The organism is Actinosynnema sp. NPDC059797 (assembly GCF_042732085.1).
In the GTDB taxonomy this organism is placed as follows: Bacteria; Actinomycetota; Actinomycetes; order Mycobacteriales; family Pseudonocardiaceae; genus Actinosynnema.
In genome coordinates this window covers 1-15,941 of the sequence record NZ_JBHWIE010000024.1, presented here as the reverse complement: position 1 = coordinate 15,941, position 15,941 = coordinate 1, and the positions used below count along the sequence as shown (strand labels likewise).

Here is a 15,941-nt window from a genome sequence, read left to right as displayed (position 1 = left end):
GGGCCCGTGTCGTGAGCGGGCACGTGACGTGAGCGGGCTCAGGCGGGGTTGCGGGGCGCCTGCTTGAGCGCCTCCTCGACCGAGTTGGTCACGGTGAGGATGCGGCTCAGCGCGGTCAGCCAGAGCAGGCGGGACAGCCGGTGCTCCTCGGGGAGCGCCACGACCAGGTCCAGGCCCTTGTCCTTGGCGGCGTTGTGCACCCGGATCAGCGACGACAGGCCCGTCGAGGCGACGAAGCCCACCTCCCGGAGGTCCACCACCAGCAGCAACGCCTCGGCCTCGATCGCCTTGGCCAGGCCCTCGTCGAGGCCCTCGTCCAACACCTCGGCGGTGTTGTGGTCGATGTCACCACCGACCCGCACCGCCACCGCCTGGGTGTCGGCGAGGGGCTCGACCCGCGTCCAGGGGCGCGCCGCCGGTTCCGGCTCGCCCGGTTCCGGGGCGCTCGCCTCCGAGGGGTTGGCCTCCGGGGTGCTCTTCTCCTGGGCGCTCTTCTCCTGGGCGCTCTTCTCCGGGGCGCTCTTCTCCTGAGTGCTCTTCTCCTGAGTGCTCTTCTCCGGGGCGCTCGCGCCTGGCGCGCTCGCCTCCGGGGCGCTCGCTCCAGGCGAGGTCGCCCCGGCCGTCGTGGCCTCGGGAGCGGTCGCCTCCGGCGTCGTCGGCTCCGGCGTCGGCGTCTCCGGGGCGGTCGGCTCCGGCGTGGTCGCCTCGGGTGCGGGCGTCTCCGGTGTAGTCGGCTCCGGGGTAGTCACGGCTCCACTCAACCACGCTGGTCGGCAGCCTGCCGCTCGACCGCCGCCATCACCGGCGACGATCACGCCGGGTGGCCCGGTCCCGGGACCGCTTCGCCGTCGTCCTCGCATCGACCACACGGAGGTGTGACACTCGTCCACATGGCGGCGGGGTGGCCGCGTAACGCCCGGTCACGGGTGTGGCAGGGTGCTGGGGGCCCGGCGCCTCGGGTTAGGCTCCGGTGGATGAACGGCGTGGAGGAGAAGAGGGTGGACGAAGCGCTGTCGCTGTCGGTGGACGTCCTGCACCGCGCCGAGGACACCGTAGTGGCGGTGACCGGCGAACTCGACTTCGGCACGACCCCGAGGCTGCTGGAGGTCGCGGAACCGCTGGCCGCCGCGGGCGGCCCCCTCGTGCTCGACCTGTCCGACCTGACGTTCTGCGACTCCAGCGCCCTCAGCGCGCTGGTCCGGCTGCACAAGGCGACCAGGGCCGCGGGCGGCGCGCTGTGCCTGGCCGCGCTGCGGCCCCAGGTCAAGGCGGCCATCACGATGACGTCGCTGGACCAGCTGTTCACCATCGTCGACGAGGTGCCGGCGGGTGGGGACGAGCGCCGCCGCTCATGACCCCAGCTGGAGACGCCCGGTCCGGCCACCGCTTCGCCGCCTTCGGCCTGTCCGACATGGTGGAGGTCGCCGCGGCCCTGCGCGGCGCGGCCGAGCGGGCGCCCGACTTCACCGCGGCGGCCGAGGCCGTGGTCCGCCGGCTGCGCGCGGACTTCGTCGACGAGCGCGGCGAACCGGTCCTCCAACTGGTCCGGCTGTTCTCCACGCGCCGCTTCGCCGACCTGGCCGAGGACGCGCGGCGGGTCGTGCGCGCCGGGGCGACCGCACCGCCGGACCCGGACCTGCGCTGCCTGGCGCTGGAGGCCACCGCCGGCGTCGAACCGGCCTGGAACGACCCGGCCCGCTCGCGGGGCCACCGCGTCATCCCCCTGCCCGACGCCGCCGCCGTCAGCGGCGTGCCGATGATCTCCACCCTGGTCGACGAGCTGGGCGTGCGGCCCGAGGACGTGGCCGCCGGGTCGTTCGACGACGGCCGGGGCCGGTTCGGCGTCTTCCACGTGCCCGTGGCCCTGGGCAGCGACCGGGTGCCCGACCAGGACTTCGTCGCCGCCTACGACATCGCCTCGGTCCTCGGGTTCGGCGGCGTGCTGCCCGGCGGCGACGTGTTCTGCGTGGTGCTGTTCTCCCGCGCGCCGATCCCGCCCGACGCCGCCGAGCTGTTCCGGGCCGTCGCGGTCAGCGTCCGCGCGGGCCTGCTCGCCCACCCCTGGAGCGGCGCGGGCCTGGCCGCCCAGCGCGACGCGCTGCGCGAGCACCTGGAGGTGCTGGAGGACGTCGCCCGGGGCCAGGCGGCCGCGCTGGAGACCGCGCTGGGCGACATCCGCGCCGAAGCCGAGCTGGTCGACGTGCTCCAGGGCGTCGGGCAGCGGCTGACCGCCCAGCTCGACCTCGACGTGCTGGCCCAGGAGGCCACGGACGCGGCCACCAAGGCCACCGGCGCGGCGTTCGGCGCGTTCTTCTACAACCTGGTCGACCAGTACGGCGAGTCCTACTCCCTCTACACCCTCTCCGGCGTGCCGCGCGAGGCGTTCGAGGGCTTCCCGATGCCGCGCAACACCGCCGTGTTCGCCGCGACGTTCGACGGCCTGGGCACGGTCCGCTCCGACGACATCACCCGGGACCCCCGGTACGGGCTCAGCGAGCCCTATCGCGGGATGCCGCCGGGCCACCTGCCGGTGCGCAGCTACCTCGCCGTGTCGGTGGTCTCGCCGTCCTCGCAGGAGGTGGTGGGCGGCTTCTTCTTCGGCCACCGGGAACCGGGTCGGTTCACCGCGCGCCACCAGCAGCTCGCCGAGGGCATCGCCGGGTACGCGGCGATCGCGCTGGACAACGCCCGCCTGTTCGGCCGCCAGCGCACCATGGCCACCGAGCTGGCCCGCAGCATGCTGCCGACCGTGCCGCACGTGCCCGACCTGGAGATCACCTCCCGCTACCTGCCCGCCGCCACCGGCTCGGAGGTCGGCGGCGACTGGTTCGACGTGATCGAGCTGCCCGCCGGGCGCACCGCGTTCGTCATCGGCGACGTGGTCGGGCGCGGCGTGACCGCGGCGGCGGTCATGGGGCAGATCCGCACCGCCGTGCGGTCCTACGCGCTGCTGGACCTGCCGCCCGCCGACGTGCTCGGCCGCGTGTCGAACCTGGCCGACAGCACGCCCGGCGCCACCTTCATCACCTGCCTGTACGCGGTGCACGACCCGGTCGACCAGACGCTGACCTACGCCAACGCCGGGCACCTGCCCGCGATCCTGCTGCCGCCCGGCGGCGAACCGCGGCTGCTCGGCCAGGGCCTGGGGATGCCGCTGGGCGTGGGGGAGTCCTTCGCCCAGGAGCACACCGCGTTCCCGCCCGGCGCGTGCCTGGCGCTCTACACCGACGGCCTCGTCGAGAGCCGCCACCGCGACCTGGACGAGGGCATCGAGGCGCTGGTCGACGGCCTGCGGCTGCTGCCCGACGACCTCGACCCGCAGGTGGCCTGCGACAAGCTGATCGACCGGCTCACCGAGGGCCGCCACGACGACGACGTCGCCCTGCTGCACGTCCGGCACACCGCCGGGCACCGCCGGGTCGCCGCCCTGCCGCTGGAGGCCGACACCGCCGCGGCGGCGCGGGCGCGGGCCTTCGTCGCCGACCGATTGGGAGAATGGGAGTTGACCGACGTGCTGGACGTCGCCCTGACGGTGACCAGTGAGCTGGTGACCAACGCCGTCAAGCACACCGAGGACCCGGGCACGCTGCGCCTGCACCACGACGGCGCGCGGCTGACCGTGGACGTCGCGGACCGCGGCGCCACCATGCCCCGGATGTTCGAAGCCGAGCCCGAGGACGACCGGCGGCGCGGGCTGCACCTGGTCAACGCGTTCGCGACGCGCTGGGGCACCCGCACCACCCTGGACGGCAAGGTCGTCTGGGCCGAGATCCCCGCGCGGGCCGGCGACCGGGCGGACCTCCGATGAGCGCCGTGCGCTACGCGGCCCTGGGCGACAGCTTCACCGAGGGCGTGGGGGACGAGCTGCCCGACGGCTCGCCGCGCGGCTGGGCCGACCTGGTCGCGGCGGGCCTGGCCGACGCCCTCGGCGAGACCGTGCACTACGCCAACCTCGCCGTGCGCGGCAGGCTGCTCGAACCCATCGCGACCACCCAGCTCGACGCCGCCCTGGCGCTCACCCCGCCGCCCACGCTGGTCACGTTCAACGGCGGCGGCAACGACATGATGCGGCCCGGCATCGACACGGCCCGCCTGGTGGCGCTCACCGAGCGGGCGGTCCGGCGCTGCCTCGACGCCGGGGTGCGGCTGGTCCTGCTCAGCGGGGCCGACCCGTCGGCCAGGCTGCCGTTCGGGCGGGTGGTCCGCCGCCGGGGCGCGGAGCTGACCGCGGCGATCACCGAGCTGGCGCGGCGCCACGACCTGCTGTTCGTGGACATGTTCAACGACGCCGAGATCCGGCGGCCCGCCTACTGGTCGCCGGACCGGCTGCACCTCAACGCCGCCGGGCACCGCCGGGTCGCGTCGGCCGTGCTCACCGCCCTGGGCCACCCCGTGCCGCCGCACGCCGTCGAACCCGGTCCCGAGGCGACCCGCGGCCTGCTCTCCGAGGCCCGGTACTACCGCGAGCACGTGCTGCCGTGGGTGAACCGCCGGCTGCGCGGCATCTCCTCCGGCGACCACGAGCCCGGCAAGCACCGCGACTGGACGCCGGTGGAGGCCAGGCGGCACGTCTGACCAGCCGTGGTTGACCTTCACCGAGGGGCAGGCCGCACGGTGGGAACCGGCCGGGCAGCCCGCCCGGCCGGGGAAGGGGGCCGGACGTGGTGGGCTCGGGTTCCAGTGGTCGTGGGGGAGGGCCGGGTCGGGGCGCGGAGCCGCTGACCATCGGGGCGTTCGCGCGCCTGTCGCGCCTGACGCCGAAGGCGCTGCGGCTCTACGACGAACTCGGCCTGCTCACGCCCGCCCGGGTGGACCCGCGGTCGGGCTACCGGTTCTACGCGCCGGACCAGCTCGACCGGGCCCGCCTGGTGGCGTGGCTGCGCCGGCTCGGGATGCCGCTCGACCGCATCCGGCAGGTGTGCGCGCTGGACCCGGCGGACGTCGCCGACGCGGTGCGCGCCTACTGGGTCCGGGTCGAGTCCGACCACGCGGCCCGCCGCGACCTGGCCGCCTTCCTCGTGGCACAGCTGTCCGGGAAGGACGACACCATGAGCCTCGCGCTCCGCTACTCCCTGCGCACCGACCGCGGCCTCGTCCGCGACGCCAACCAGGACTCCGGCTACGCGGGCGAGCGGCTGCTCGCCGTGGCCGACGGCTTCGGGGCCCGCGGCGCACCCCTCAGCGCCGCCGCCGTCGACGCGCTCGCCGCGCTGGACGAGCCGGTGCCGGCGGGCGAACTGCTCAACGCGCTGGCCGACGCGGTGCACCGCGCCGGCGCGGTCGTCGCCGACGACCTGGCCGCCAACCCCGTCGACGGGTGCAGCGGCACCACGCTGACCGCGCTGGTGCTGTCCGGGTCGCGGCTGGGCCTGGTCCACGTCGGCGACTCGCGCGTGTACCTGCTGCGGGGCGGCGAGCTGTTCCGGATCACGCACGACCACACCGTGGTGGAGTCGATGATCGCCGAGGGCAGGCTGACCGAGGAGGAGGCGCGCAGCCACCCGCAGCGGGCCCTGCTCGTCCGCGCCCTGACCGGCGCGCGGGTGGACCCCGACCTCGCGCTGCACGACGCCCTGCTCGGCGACCGCTACCTGCTGAGCACGGACGGCCTGCACGCGGTGGTCCCGGAGGCCGACCTCCGGGACGCGCTGGCCTCCGCGCCCGACCCGGACCGCGCGACCGAGCGGTTGGTCGACCTGGCCAACACCAACGGCGGCCCGGACAACGTGGTCTGCGTGGTCGCCGACGTGGTCGCCGGCTGAGCCGGCCGCCGGTCCCGGTGGGGGCACCGGGACCGGCGGTCCCCGCCGCGCGCCGACGCCACCGGGCGCGGCTACTCGATCGTCGGTTCGACCCACACCGCGCCCGCCTGGTACTCGTCGAAGCACGTGCCGCCGAGGAACCGGGCCTCCAAGCGCACCCGCAGCGCGTTGGTCACGTCCACGTCCAGGTTCCGCACCTGCCCCAGTCCGACCTGGGCGGTGGCGGAGTCGATCCGCGTCTCGTCCACGAAGACGCTGAACTCGACGCTCCGGCCGCTCTTCGAGCCGTCGCCGAGCCCGACCCCGGTGCGGAGCCGCTCGTACCGGCGGTCGAGGTGGTAGGTGCGCGAGGCCAGGGCGCCCGATCCGCCGCACGTGCCGAGCCACGCGGTGATGGCCCGCTGGTAGTCCTCGGTGTCGACCCGCTGCGGGTCGGTGACGATGGTGCCGGAGGCCTCCACCGGGTTCAGCTCCAGCAGCGACTTCGAGCCGGGCCGCGAGTTCCGCCCCGCCGGGTCGGCGGCCGACTCGGTCACCGTCTCCGTGTGGACGACGGTCACGGTGGACGCCGTCGCGCCGCCTTCCTCGCGCCCCGCGAAGTACGCGCTGACACCGGTGGCCGTGCCGGTGATCAGCGCGGCGACCACCGCCGCCACCACCGCGCCGCGGCGGTTGATCCGGGCGGCCTGGATCGCCGGGTCGAGGGTTTCCCGATCGGTCACGGACCGACTGTGCCGGCCGGCCGTCGCGCCGGGAGCGGGATCCGGGCCGATCGACCCGTTCGGCCGTACCGGTCGCGGCGCGCCGGTTCTCGCCGGTCCCGCTGAGCCGCGCCCGCCCTGACGGCCGGCCCGGCACAATCGCCCGGGTCGACGGTGGAGGAGGGGTCCATGGCGGAGGTGCCCGTGCTGCGCGCGGCGGTCCGGTCCGACGTGCCGGCGATCGGCGAGCTGATGCGGCGCTCGGTGCTGGAGCTGTTCCCGCACTTCTACGACGAGCGCGAGACGGCGTCGGCCGCCGAGCACCTCACCGTGCCCGACGTGGTGCTCGTCGACGACGGCACCTACTTCGTGCACGAGCACGCCGGCGAGGTCGTCGCCTGCGGCGGGTGGAGCAAGCGGGACAAGCTCTACACCGGCTCCGGCGCGCGGCCGGGCGAGGACCGGTTGCTGGACCCGGCCACCGAGCCCGCGCGGGTGCGGGCCATGTTCGTGCGCGGCGACTGGGCGCGCCGGGGCCTGGGCCGCGCCCTGCTGGGCGCGTGCGAGCGGTCGGCCGGGGAGGCGGGGTTCCGGTCGCTGGTGCTGATGGCCACGCTGCCCGGGGTGCCGCTCTACCGGTCGTTCGGCTTCCGCGAGGTGGAGCGCGCCCGCGTGCCGCTGCCGGACGGCACGGTGCTGGCCGGCGTCTCGATGGAGTACCCGCTGACGTGAGCCGGTGGTGGCGCCGCGCCTGCCGACCGGCTATCCCTGTGGGTGGGGGAGGAACGCGTTCAGGGGGGCTCCGACGTGGTGGTGCGGCTGGATCTGCTGGGTGAGGTGACCGCGCGCGCCGACGGCCGCGTGCTCGACCTGGGCCCGGCGCGGCAGAGGTGCGTGCTGGCGGCGCTCGCGGTGGACGCGGGCCGGGTGGTGCCCGCCGAGCGGCTGGTGGAGCGGGTCTGGGGCGCGGACGCGCCGCTCCGGGAGCGCGCGACGCTCCAGAGCTACGTCTCGCGGTTGCGGCGCGCCCTGGTGGCCGCCGGCGGGGGGATCGCCCTGCGCGCGGGCGGTTACGCGCTGGTGCTGGGCGAGGCCGGCGAGGCGGTGGACCTGCACCGGTTCCGCGCCCTGCGCCTCCGCGCCAGGGGTGCGGGCGCCGCCGACCGGGTGGCGCTGTTGACCGACGCCCTGGACCTGTGGCGGGGCGAGCCGCTGACCGGCCTCACCGGGGAGTGGGCGGCGGCCGAGCGGGAGCGGTTGCGGTGGGAGCGCCTGGACGCCGAGCACGACCTGGTCGACGCCCGGCTGAGCGCGGGTGGGGGTGAGGAGCTGGTGGCGGAGCTGTCCGCCAGGGTCGGGGAGCACCCGCTGGACGAGCGGGTGGCGGCCCAGCACCTGCTGGCCCTGTACCGGGCGGGGCGGGCCGCGGACGCCTTGGAGCACTACCGGCTGCTGCGGGACCGGCTGGTGGAGGAGGTGGGCGCCGATCCCGGCGAGGCGCTCCAGGACCTGCACCGGCGCATCCTGGCCGCCGACCCCGGCCTGATCGCGGGGGTGGGGGCGGGGTCGGCGGTGCGGGCGGGTGTGGGGGCCGGGCCGGTGGTGCCGCGCCAGTTGCCCGCCGCGCCCGCGTCGTTCATCGGCCGCCGGCACGAGTTCGACCGCTTGGACGCGACCCTGGGCGGCGCGCCGGGCACGGTGGTGATCTCGGCCATCGCCGGTGCGGGCGGCATGGGCAAGACGTGGCTGGCGCTGCACTGGGCGCACCGGCACCTCGACCGGTTCCCCGACGGGCAGCTGTTCGTGGACCTGCGGGGTTCCAGCCCCGAGGGCGAGCCGATGGACCCGGCGGTGGCGGTGCGCGGGTTCCTCGACGCGCTGGGTGTCGAGCCGGGCCGCGTCCCGGCCGAGCCGCACGCCCAGGCGGCCCTGTTCCGCAGCCTGGTCGCGGGCAGGCGGGTGCTGCTGGTGCTGGACAACGCCGCGGACACCGCCCAGGTCACCCCGCTGCTGCCCGGCGGCGACTCGTGCGCGGTCGTGGTGACCAGCCGCAACCGGCTGTCCGGCCTGATCACCGGGCACGGCGCCCACCACCTGCCCCTGGCCGTGCTGGCCGAGGAGGAGGCCCGCGCCCTGCTGGTCGACCGGCTCGGCGCCGACCGGGTCGACGCCGAACCCGGCGCCGTGGCCGAGCTGGTCGCGCTGTGCGGCGGGTTCCCGCTGGCGCTGAGCATCGTCGCGGGCCACGCCCACGTCCACCCGGACCTCCCACTGGCCCTGCTGGCGAACGAGCTGCGCGACCCGGGGCTGAGCGCGCTGGACGACGACGACCCGGCGGCCAGCCTGCCCGCCGTGCTGTCCTGGTCGCACCGGGCGCTGACCCCGGAGCAGGCGCGCGTGTTCGCGCTGCTCGGCATCGCGCCCGGACCCGACATCGGCCTCCCCGCCGCCGCGAGCCTCACGGGTCTGCCCGACGCGCACGCCAGGAGGGTGCTGGGTCAGTTGGAGCAGGCGTCCTGGCTCACCCGGGACGCCGCCGGCCGCTACCGGATGCACGACCTGGTGCGCGGCTACGCCGCCGCCACCGCCCGGACCGAACCGGAGGCGGTGCGGGGCCCGGCGCTGGCGCGGCTGGTGGACTTCTACCTGCACACCGCGCGCCGCCGACCAGCTCCTGGCGCCGGACCGCGTCGTGCTGCGGCTCGACCCGCCCGCGCCCGGCACCCGGCCCCAGCCGCTGCCCGACCTCGCCGCGGCGATGACCTGGTACGAGACCGAGCACCCCGACCTGCTCGCCGTCCAGCACACCGCCGCCGCCCTGGGCCTGCACCGGGTCGTGTGGCAGCTCGCCCGGACCCTGACCACGTTCCACGTGCGGCGGGGGCACCGCCGCGACCGGGTCGCGGTGTGGCGGGCCGCGCTGGAGGCCGCCGCCCACCTGCCCGACCCCGCCTCCCTGATCACCGCGCACCGGTGCCTCGGCACCGCCTGCACCGACCTGGGGCGGCACGAGGAGGCGACCCGGCACCTGCACCGGGCGCTCGCCCTGGCCGAGCACCACCGGGACACCCCTCAACTCGCCTACACCCACCTGGCGCTCGGGTGGGCCTGGAGCTACTGGGGCGACGACCGGAAGGGCGTGGCGCACGCCACCCGCGCCCTGGACCTCTTCCGCGCCCTCGACCAGCCGCTGTGGGAGGCGGACGCGCTCACCCAGGTGAGCGGGTACGCCCTGGTCCTGGGCGATTACGAGGCCGCCCGCACCCACGGCCGGGCGGCCCTGGCCCTGCTCCGCCGCCACCGCGACCCGGTCGGCGAGTCGGCCGTGCTGGTGCAGCTGGGCCGGGCCGACCACCTCACCGGCCGCCACCGCGAGGCCGTGGAGCGCTACGAGCAGGTCCTCGCCCTGCTCCGCCCCCTCGGCTACACCTACGAGGTCGCCAACACCCTGTGCCACCTCGGCGACGCCCACACCGCGCTCGGCGAGCACGCGCGGGCCCGCGCGGCGCGGCAGGAGGCGATCGGGCTGTACCGGGCGCAGGGCCGGGACGAGGACGTCCGGCGGGTCCGGCGGCTGCTCGACGAGAGCACTGCCGGCTGACGCGGCTGCCCCGGGGCCGGCGGTCGGCTCGGACCCGTCAGCCCTGGCCTCCGTCAGCCGCGGGTCCGGCCGGCTGCGCACCCTTCACCTGCGGGCCCGGCCGGCCGCGCACCCGTCAGCCGCGGAACTCGGTCCACGCCGCGGCGGTGACCTCGGGGCGCCCGAGCACGTCGACCGCGGTGTGGGCCAGGGCGCCGGCGGCGGCCAGCATCACGGCCAGGCCGCGCTCGCTGCCCGCGGCGGCGGCGAACGCCGGGGTGTGGTCCGAGGTGTCCTCGTCCACGATCGCCACGAACGGGTGGATCGCGGGCGCGACCGCGCTCACGTTGCCGATGTCCGACGAGCCCAGGAACACGCCGGGCGTCGGCTCGGTCAGGTGAATGCCCGCGTCCGCGAGGTGCCGCGCGAACAGCCCCGACAGCACGGCGTTGTCCCGGAAGTGCGCGTAAGGCGCGCGGGTCCGCTCGACCTCCACCGACGTGCCGGTGGCCAGCCCCGTGCCCCGCACCACGTCGGTGACCTGCTCCACCAGCCGCTCCAGCCCGTCGGTGGTCAGGGCGCGCAGCCCGAAGCGGCCCTCCGCCAGGTCCGGCACGATGTTCGTGGCCTCGCCGCCGCGCGTGACGATGCCCTGGACGTGCGAGCCGGTCGGCAGCCGGGGCCGCAGCGCGCCCAGCGAGTTGAACACCTGGATCAGCGCGGCGAGCGCGTCCACGCCCTCGGTGGGGTTGCCGGTGGGGTGCGCGGCCCGGCCGCGCACGGTCACCCGCAGCTCGACCTGCGCGGTCAGCGGCGCCCGCGTCCAGCCGTACTGGCCGGGGTGGAACATCAGCGCCGCGTCCACCCCGTCGAACACGCCGGCCTCGACCTGGACGACCTTGCCGCCACCGCCCTCCTCGGCGGGCGTGCCCACGGCCAGCACCGTGCCGGGCAGCTCGCCCAGCACCGGCCGCACGGCCAGCGCCGCGCCCAGGCCCGCGGCGGCGATCAGGTTGTGCCCGCAGGCGTGACCCAGGCCGGGCAGCGCGTCGTACTCCAGCAGCAGCGCCACGCGCGGCCCGCCGTCACCCGCCCGGCCGACGAACGCGGTGCCCAGCCCGGCGACCCCGCGCTCCACCGCGAACCCGCCCGCGGCCAGCTCCGCGCACAGCCGGTCGGCCGCCCGGTGCTCGGCGAAGGCCGGTTCGGGGTCACCGTGCAGCGCCGAGGCCACCTCCCGCAACCGGTCGCCCAGCACCGCCAGCTCCGCGTCCACCGCCGCGTGACACCGCTCCACGTCCACGACCCGGTGGTACCCGGGGCGGCGACCGCCAAGCGTTTCGGCGGCCGCTGCCCGGGAACTCGGCGACCACACGCCCGCTTTCGAGGAGGACGCATGAGCACGGTCGCCGACGCCCTGGTCCAGCGCCTGCGGACGTGGGACGTGCAGCGGGTCTTCGGTTACGCGGGCGACGGCATCGACCCGATCCTCGCCGCCCTGAACCGGGCCGGCGGCGACCCCGAGTTCGTGCCGGTGCGGCACGAGGAGATGGCCGCGTTCATGGCCACCGGCCACGCCAAGTACACCGGCGGGGTCGGGGTGTGCCTGGCCACCCAGGGACCCGGCGCGATCCACCTGCTCAACGGCCTGTACGACGCCAAGCTGGACCGCCGCCCGGTGGTCGCGATCGTCGGCCAGGTCGTGTCCACCGCGCTGGGCACCGGCTACCTCCAGGAGGTGGACCTGCACGCGCTGTTCAAGGACGTCTGCGGCCGGTACCTCCAGACCGTGTCCGCGCCCGAGCAGCTGCCCGTGCTGCTGGACAACGCGATGCGCACCGCCATCTCCGAGCGCGTGCCGACCTGCCTGATCGTGCCGCACGACGTGCAGCGCGCCGACGCGGTGGACGACCTGCCGCACACCCACGGCGTGGTGCCCTCCTCGGCGGTCGTCGCCCGGCCCCGCGTGCTGCCGCGCGAGGACGACCTGCGCCGGGCCGCCGAGGTGCTCAACGCCGGTCGGAAGGTCGCGCTGCTGATCGGTCGCGGCGCGACCGGCGCCGGACCCGAGATCGCGAAGGTCGTCGACCTGCTGGGCGCGGGCGCGACCGCGTCCCTGGTCGGCAAGACCGTGATGACCGAGGACGCGCCCTGGCACACCGGCGTCATGGGCCACCTGGGCACGACCGCGAGCGCCGAGCTGCTGGCGGGCTGCGACACGCTGCTGATCGTCGGCAGCAACGACCCGTGGACCGAGTTCTACCCCGAGCCCGGTCAGGCGCGGGCCGTGCAGATCGACATCGAGGCCCGCGTGGTCGGCGGCAAGTACCCGGTCGAGGTACCTCTCGTGGGTGACTCGACGGAGACGTTGCGGGCGCTGCTGCCGCTGCTGACGCCCAACCCCGACCGCTCGTGGGAGCAGGAGGTGTTCGAGAGCGTCGCCCGGTGGCGTGAGCTGGCGGGCCTGCGCACCCGGCTGCCCGCCGACCCGCTCAACCCGGAACTCGTGGTGCACGAGCTGTCCGCCGCGCTGCCGACGGACGTCCAGGTCGCCGTGGACGTCGGCTCGGCCTGCTACTGGTACGCCCGCCACCTCGCGCTGCCGGTCGGCGCGCCCGCGCACACCTCCAGCTACCTGGCGTCGATGGGCTGCGCCCTGCCCTACGGCCTGGCCGCGAAGCTGCACGCGCCCGACCGGCCGGTGGTGGCGCTGGTCGGCGACGGCGCGATGCAGATGAACGGCCTGCTGGAGCTGATCACGGTCGCCGACCGGTGGCGCACCTGGGCCGACCCGAGGTTCGTGGTGCTGGTGCTGCACAACCGCGACCTGAGCGAGGTCAGCTGGGAGCAGCGCGAGATGGAGGGCGACCCGCGCTTCGAGACCTCGCAGCGCGTGCCGGACTTCCCCTACGCCGCCTACGCCGAGCTGCTGGGCCTGCGCGGCATCCGGGTCGACGCGCCGGACCAGGTGGGACGGGCCTGGCAGGACGCCTTCCACGCCGACCGGCCGGTGGTGGTGGAGGCCGTGGTGGACCCGGACGTGCCGCTGCTCGCGCCGCACCTGCCGGAGGAGAAGGCGGACACCATGCGGCGGGCGCTGGAGCAGGAGTCGAACGAGGCGGCGCTGGAGCAGTTGCGGCGCCAGCGCGCCGACGAGCGGCGGTAGTGCCGGCGGGCGGCGTTAGCGCCGGTGGGCTGCGGTGGCCGGTAGGCGGCGTTAGCGCTGGTGGCCGGCGGCGTCGAGCGGCGTCAGCGCTGGTGGCCGGCGACGTCGGGCGTGACCTGCCGGTAGCCGCTCTGCCCGCCCGCCGCTACCCGCCGCCCGCCGTTACCCCCGGCCGGCAGGTTGCCGGTGGTGGCCAGCTCCTCGGCCAGGTCGCGCAGCTTCCGGTTGCTCTGCTGGCTCACCCGCACCAGCACCGAGAACGCCTGGTCCGCGTTGATCTTGTACCGCTCCATCAGGATGCCCTTGGCCTGCCCGATCAGGTCCCGGGTGTGGGCCGCCTGGACCAGCCGGTCCCGCTGCTGCGCCTCGGCCAGGGCGACCGCCGCGTGGCTCGCGAACAGCAGCCCCACGTGCAGGGACTCCTCGTCGAACGAGTGCGGCTCGGGGGCGTACAGGTTGAGCGCCCCGAGGTCGTCACCCTCCACGAACAGCTGGAACGACAGCATGCTCCCCACGTCCAGCGACCGGGCCCGCGCGGTGAACCGGGGCCACCGGGTGTCCGCGGCCAGGTCGGGCACGCTGACCGTCCGGTCCTGGTAGAGCGCGGTCAGGCACGGCCCCTGACCGGTCTCGAACTGGACCTGGTCCACCTTGTGGGGCAGGTCGTCGGTCGCGGAGATGGTGTCGACCTCCCGCTTGCCGACGACGGACATCACCCCCGCGTGCCGCGCGCCGGGGATGGTCCGCACCGCCGCGTGCACGATCCCGTCCAGCGTCTCCTGCGCGGTGCCGCGCCGCTGGAGGGCGCGGGCGACCTCGCTCAACCGGACCGCCAGGTCGTTGTCGCTCATGGGCACCTCTCGTCCGCGTCCGTGTGATCCCCCCGTTGGACCATCCTGCTCCAGCGCCGTGACGGCCGCGCGACAGCACCGGGACGGGTGGGTTGGACCTGCCGCCACCGGGGTAGGCCGGGACCACGACCCGCCGCAGGCGAGAGAGGTGGAACGCCGATGTCCGCACCCACCGTACGGGAACACGTCGAGCACGCCCTGGAGGAGGTGGCGTTCCCGGCGACCAAGGACGACCTGCTCGACGCGGCCATCCGCAAGGGCGAGGCGACCGCGATCCAGGCGCTGCGGGAGCTGCCCGAGAGCGACTACGCCGACCGGCACGAGGTGCTGAAAGCGGTCGGGGACCGCTGAGCCGCGGTGTGCCCGCCCCGACCGTCCGGGGCGTCGGGATTGGGCCGTTCGGCGGAACCGGATCCGGCTGTTCGGCTCAGGCTCCGCCGGTCAGGACCGCCCACACGGTCTTGTGCGAGGCGCGGTGCGCCACGCCCCAGTCCTTGCACAGGTTCTCCACCATGAGCAGGCCGTGCCCGCGGTAGCGCCCGGCGGAGGAGCGGCCCAGCACCGGCACGTGCGGCGACTCGTCGTCCACCTCGACGCGGATCAGCTGCCTGGTGGCGCCCACGCGCAGCTCCAGCGGGTTTTCGCCGTGGTCGTAGGCGTTGCTGACCAGCTCGGTGACGACCAGCAGCACGTCGTCCACCTTGTCGTCGGGCAGCGCGGGCAGGTGCGCGACGGTGCGCCGCCGCACGTCCGCCAGCGCGGGCGGGTGCGGCCCCGTCAAGTCGACGACCAACGGCACGGGTGGTGCGTGATCACCCTCATCGGCCATGGCGAACCCGTCCTGTCTGCTCAAGACGCCTGTGCTGCGAATCCCCGAAATGTGACTGCTGCGCAGAAGCTACCCTGTCCGGCGGTCCCCGTGTCGCCCCCGACGTGCGGTGCGTCGTTCATTCCACCCCGCCCGGCCCGAGGGCTTGTCCTCTGTGGACAAGCACCTGCCGGCGCGCCCCGGCCGGCGCGCTACTGTCACCGGTATGTACGTGAAGCTGTGCGGCCTGCGCACCGAGGCCGACGTGGCGGTGGCGGTCGAGGCCGGCGCGGACGCGGTGGGTTTCGTGTTCACCGAGAGCGCGCGGCGAGTGGACCTCGACACGGCCCGGCGGCTGGTGCGCGAGGTGCCGCCGCACGTGCTCGCGGTCGGCGTGTTCCGCGGCGTCGGTGCGGACGAGGTGCGCCGCCTGGCCGAGGCGTCCGGCATCGGGGCGGCCCAGCTGCACGGCGACTACCCGAGGGAGGCGTTCGACGAGGTCGCGGCCTCGGGCGTGCGCCTGGTGCGGGCGGTCGCGCTCAAGCCGGGCACGGACGTGCGCGTGGGCGCCTGCGGCGAGGACCTGCTGCTGCTCGACTCGCCCGTGGCGGGCTCGGGGGAGCGCTGGGACCTGTCCGCCCTGGAGCGGGCGCGCCCCGAGGGGCGGTGGCTGCTGGCGGGCGGGCTGGGCGTGGACAACGTGGCCGAGGCCGTCGCCCTGGCCCGGCCGTGGGGCGTCGACGTGTCCAGCGGCATCGAGTCGGGCCGCGGGGTGAAGGACCACGGGCTGATGCGCGAGTTCGTCGCCGCCGCCAGGTCGGCGGGGGACTGACCCGGACCGGTCGTGCGGCCACCCGGCACGCGAGGGAGCAGCGGTGGAACGAGGCGGTCGCCCCGAGGTCTCCAACCACGTCGACGGCGGTGTCCTGGGCCACAGCGTCCAGGCCGGTCTCATCCAGGGCGGCGTGCACTTCCACGCCACCCCCGCGCCCGCCGCGGCGGCGGACCCGGCGACCGTGGGCCCTTGGGACGCGCCACATCAGCCGGAGGTCCGGGCGGTGGTGCGGGGCCCG

16 protein-coding genes and 1 pseudogene are annotated in these 15,941 nt (G+C 75.7%); 11 read left to right on the top strand and 6 right to left on the bottom strand.

From position 1 onward, the window contains the following. Window positions 1–38: 38 nt before the first annotated feature. A complete protein-coding gene (locus ACFV4N_RS09990) occupies window positions 39–749 on the bottom strand; it encodes an STAS domain-containing protein (RefSeq protein WP_499672121.1) in 711 nt (236 codons plus the stop codon). Window positions 750–974: 225 nt separating this feature from the next. Between ACFV4N_RS09990 and ACFV4N_RS09985 the strand changes: the two genes are divergently transcribed. The 4 genes from ACFV4N_RS09985 to ACFV4N_RS09970 all read left to right on the top strand — a co-directional run bounded on the left by ACFV4N_RS09985 (window position 975) and on the right by ACFV4N_RS09970 (window position 5,762). Next, window positions 975–1,355, top strand: coding sequence for an STAS domain-containing protein (locus ACFV4N_RS09985; protein ID WP_499672120.1), 381 nt, complete (start codon window positions 975–977; stop codon window positions 1,353–1,355). After that, the gene (locus ACFV4N_RS09980; RefSeq protein ID WP_499672119.1) at window positions 1,352–3,808 is read left to right on the top strand and encodes a SpoIIE family protein phosphatase; all 2,457 of its coding nucleotides are present in this window, start codon (window positions 1,352–1,354) and stop codon (window positions 3,806–3,808) included. The genes ACFV4N_RS09985 and ACFV4N_RS09980 overlap by 4 nt, the downstream gene beginning before the upstream one ends. Continuing rightward, a complete protein-coding gene (locus ACFV4N_RS09975; protein WP_499672118.1) occupies window positions 3,805–4,575 on the top strand; it encodes an SGNH/GDSL hydrolase family protein in 771 nt (256 codons plus the stop codon). Before ACFV4N_RS09980 ends, ACFV4N_RS09975 begins: the two co-directional genes overlap by 4 nt. 86 nt (window positions 4,576–4,661) lie before the next feature. Further along, complete coding sequence (locus ACFV4N_RS09970; RefSeq protein ID WP_499672117.1) at window positions 4,662–5,762, top strand: MerR family transcriptional regulator; 1,101 nt, start codon at window positions 4,662–4,664, stop codon at window positions 5,760–5,762. 71 nt (window positions 5,763–5,833) lie between these two features. Here ACFV4N_RS09970 and ACFV4N_RS09965 read toward each other — a convergent pair whose 3' ends face one another. Then, window positions 5,834–6,484: an NPCBM/NEW2 domain-containing protein gene (locus tag ACFV4N_RS09965; protein ID WP_499672116.1), complete on the bottom strand. Its 651-nt coding sequence runs from the start codon at window positions 6,482–6,484 to the stop codon at window positions 5,834–5,836. Window positions 6,485–6,652: 168 nt separating this feature from the next. Between ACFV4N_RS09965 and ACFV4N_RS09960 the strand changes: the two genes are divergently transcribed. Further along, entirely contained in the window at window positions 6,653–7,195 is a 543-nt protein-coding gene (locus ACFV4N_RS09960) for a GNAT family N-acetyltransferase (RefSeq protein ID WP_499672115.1), read from the top strand. Window positions 7,196–7,237: 42 nt separating this feature from the next. Then, window positions 7,238–7,930: pseudogene (locus tag ACFV4N_RS09955) on the top strand (AfsR/SARP family transcriptional regulator); the annotation flags it as partial. On the opposite strand, the gene ACFV4N_RS09950 reads toward ACFV4N_RS09955, so the two are convergent. Then, a complete protein-coding gene (locus tag ACFV4N_RS09950; RefSeq protein WP_499672114.1) occupies window positions 7,906–8,898 on the bottom strand; it encodes a hypothetical protein in 993 nt (330 codons plus the stop codon). The pseudogene ACFV4N_RS09955 and the gene ACFV4N_RS09950 overlap by 25 nt on opposite strands. A 257-nt stretch (window positions 8,899–9,155) precedes the next feature. Here ACFV4N_RS09950 and ACFV4N_RS09945 point away from each other — a divergent pair, with 257 nt between their 5' ends. After that, window positions 9,156–10,064: a tetratricopeptide repeat protein gene (locus ACFV4N_RS09945; protein ID WP_499672113.1), complete on the top strand. Its 909-nt coding sequence runs from the start codon at window positions 9,156–9,158 to the stop codon at window positions 10,062–10,064. A 115-nt stretch (window positions 10,065–10,179) separates the two neighbouring features. On the opposite strand, the gene ACFV4N_RS09940 is transcribed toward ACFV4N_RS09945, so the two are convergent. Then, the gene (locus tag ACFV4N_RS09940; RefSeq protein WP_499672112.1) at window positions 10,180–11,346 is read right to left on the bottom strand and encodes an amidohydrolase; all 1,167 of its coding nucleotides are present in this window, start codon (window positions 11,344–11,346) and stop codon (window positions 10,180–10,182) included. 93 nt (window positions 11,347–11,439) lie between these two features. Between ACFV4N_RS09940 and ACFV4N_RS09935 the strand changes: the two genes are divergently transcribed. Then, complete coding sequence (locus tag ACFV4N_RS09935) at window positions 11,440–13,209, top strand: thiamine pyrophosphate-requiring protein (protein ID WP_499672111.1); 1,770 nt, start codon at window positions 11,440–11,442, stop codon at window positions 13,207–13,209. A gap of 83 nt (window positions 13,210–13,292) precedes the next feature. Here ACFV4N_RS09935 and ACFV4N_RS09930 read toward each other — a convergent pair whose 3' ends face one another. Continuing rightward, on the bottom strand, window positions 13,293–14,060 hold the full coding sequence (locus ACFV4N_RS09930; RefSeq protein ID WP_499672110.1) for a GAF and ANTAR domain-containing protein: 768 nt from the start codon (window positions 14,058–14,060) through the stop codon (window positions 13,293–13,295). A gap of 159 nt (window positions 14,061–14,219) precedes the next feature. Here ACFV4N_RS09930 and ACFV4N_RS09925 point away from each other — a divergent pair, with 159 nt between their 5' ends. Next, on the top strand, window positions 14,220–14,411 hold the full coding sequence (locus ACFV4N_RS09925; RefSeq protein WP_499672109.1) for a DUF2795 domain-containing protein: 192 nt from the start codon (window positions 14,220–14,222) through the stop codon (window positions 14,409–14,411). Between the two features lie 76 nt (window positions 14,412–14,487). On the opposite strand, the gene ACFV4N_RS09920 is transcribed toward ACFV4N_RS09925, so the two are convergent. Beyond that, window positions 14,488–14,913, bottom strand: a complete 426-nt coding sequence (locus ACFV4N_RS09920) for an ATP-binding protein (RefSeq protein WP_499672108.1) — start codon at window positions 14,911–14,913, stop codon at window positions 14,488–14,490. 181 nt (window positions 14,914–15,094) lie between these two features. On the opposite strand from ACFV4N_RS09920, the gene ACFV4N_RS09915 reads away from it, so the two are divergent. Together ACFV4N_RS09915 and ACFV4N_RS09910 are read left to right on the top strand one after the other, a co-directional pair. After that, complete coding sequence (locus ACFV4N_RS09915) at window positions 15,095–15,700, top strand: phosphoribosylanthranilate isomerase (RefSeq protein WP_499672107.1); 606 nt, start codon at window positions 15,095–15,097, stop codon at window positions 15,698–15,700. Between the two features lie 43 nt (window positions 15,701–15,743). Continuing rightward, window positions 15,744–15,941: hypothetical protein (locus ACFV4N_RS09910; protein WP_499672106.1), on the top strand; the 198-nt coding region annotated here is incomplete at its 3' end.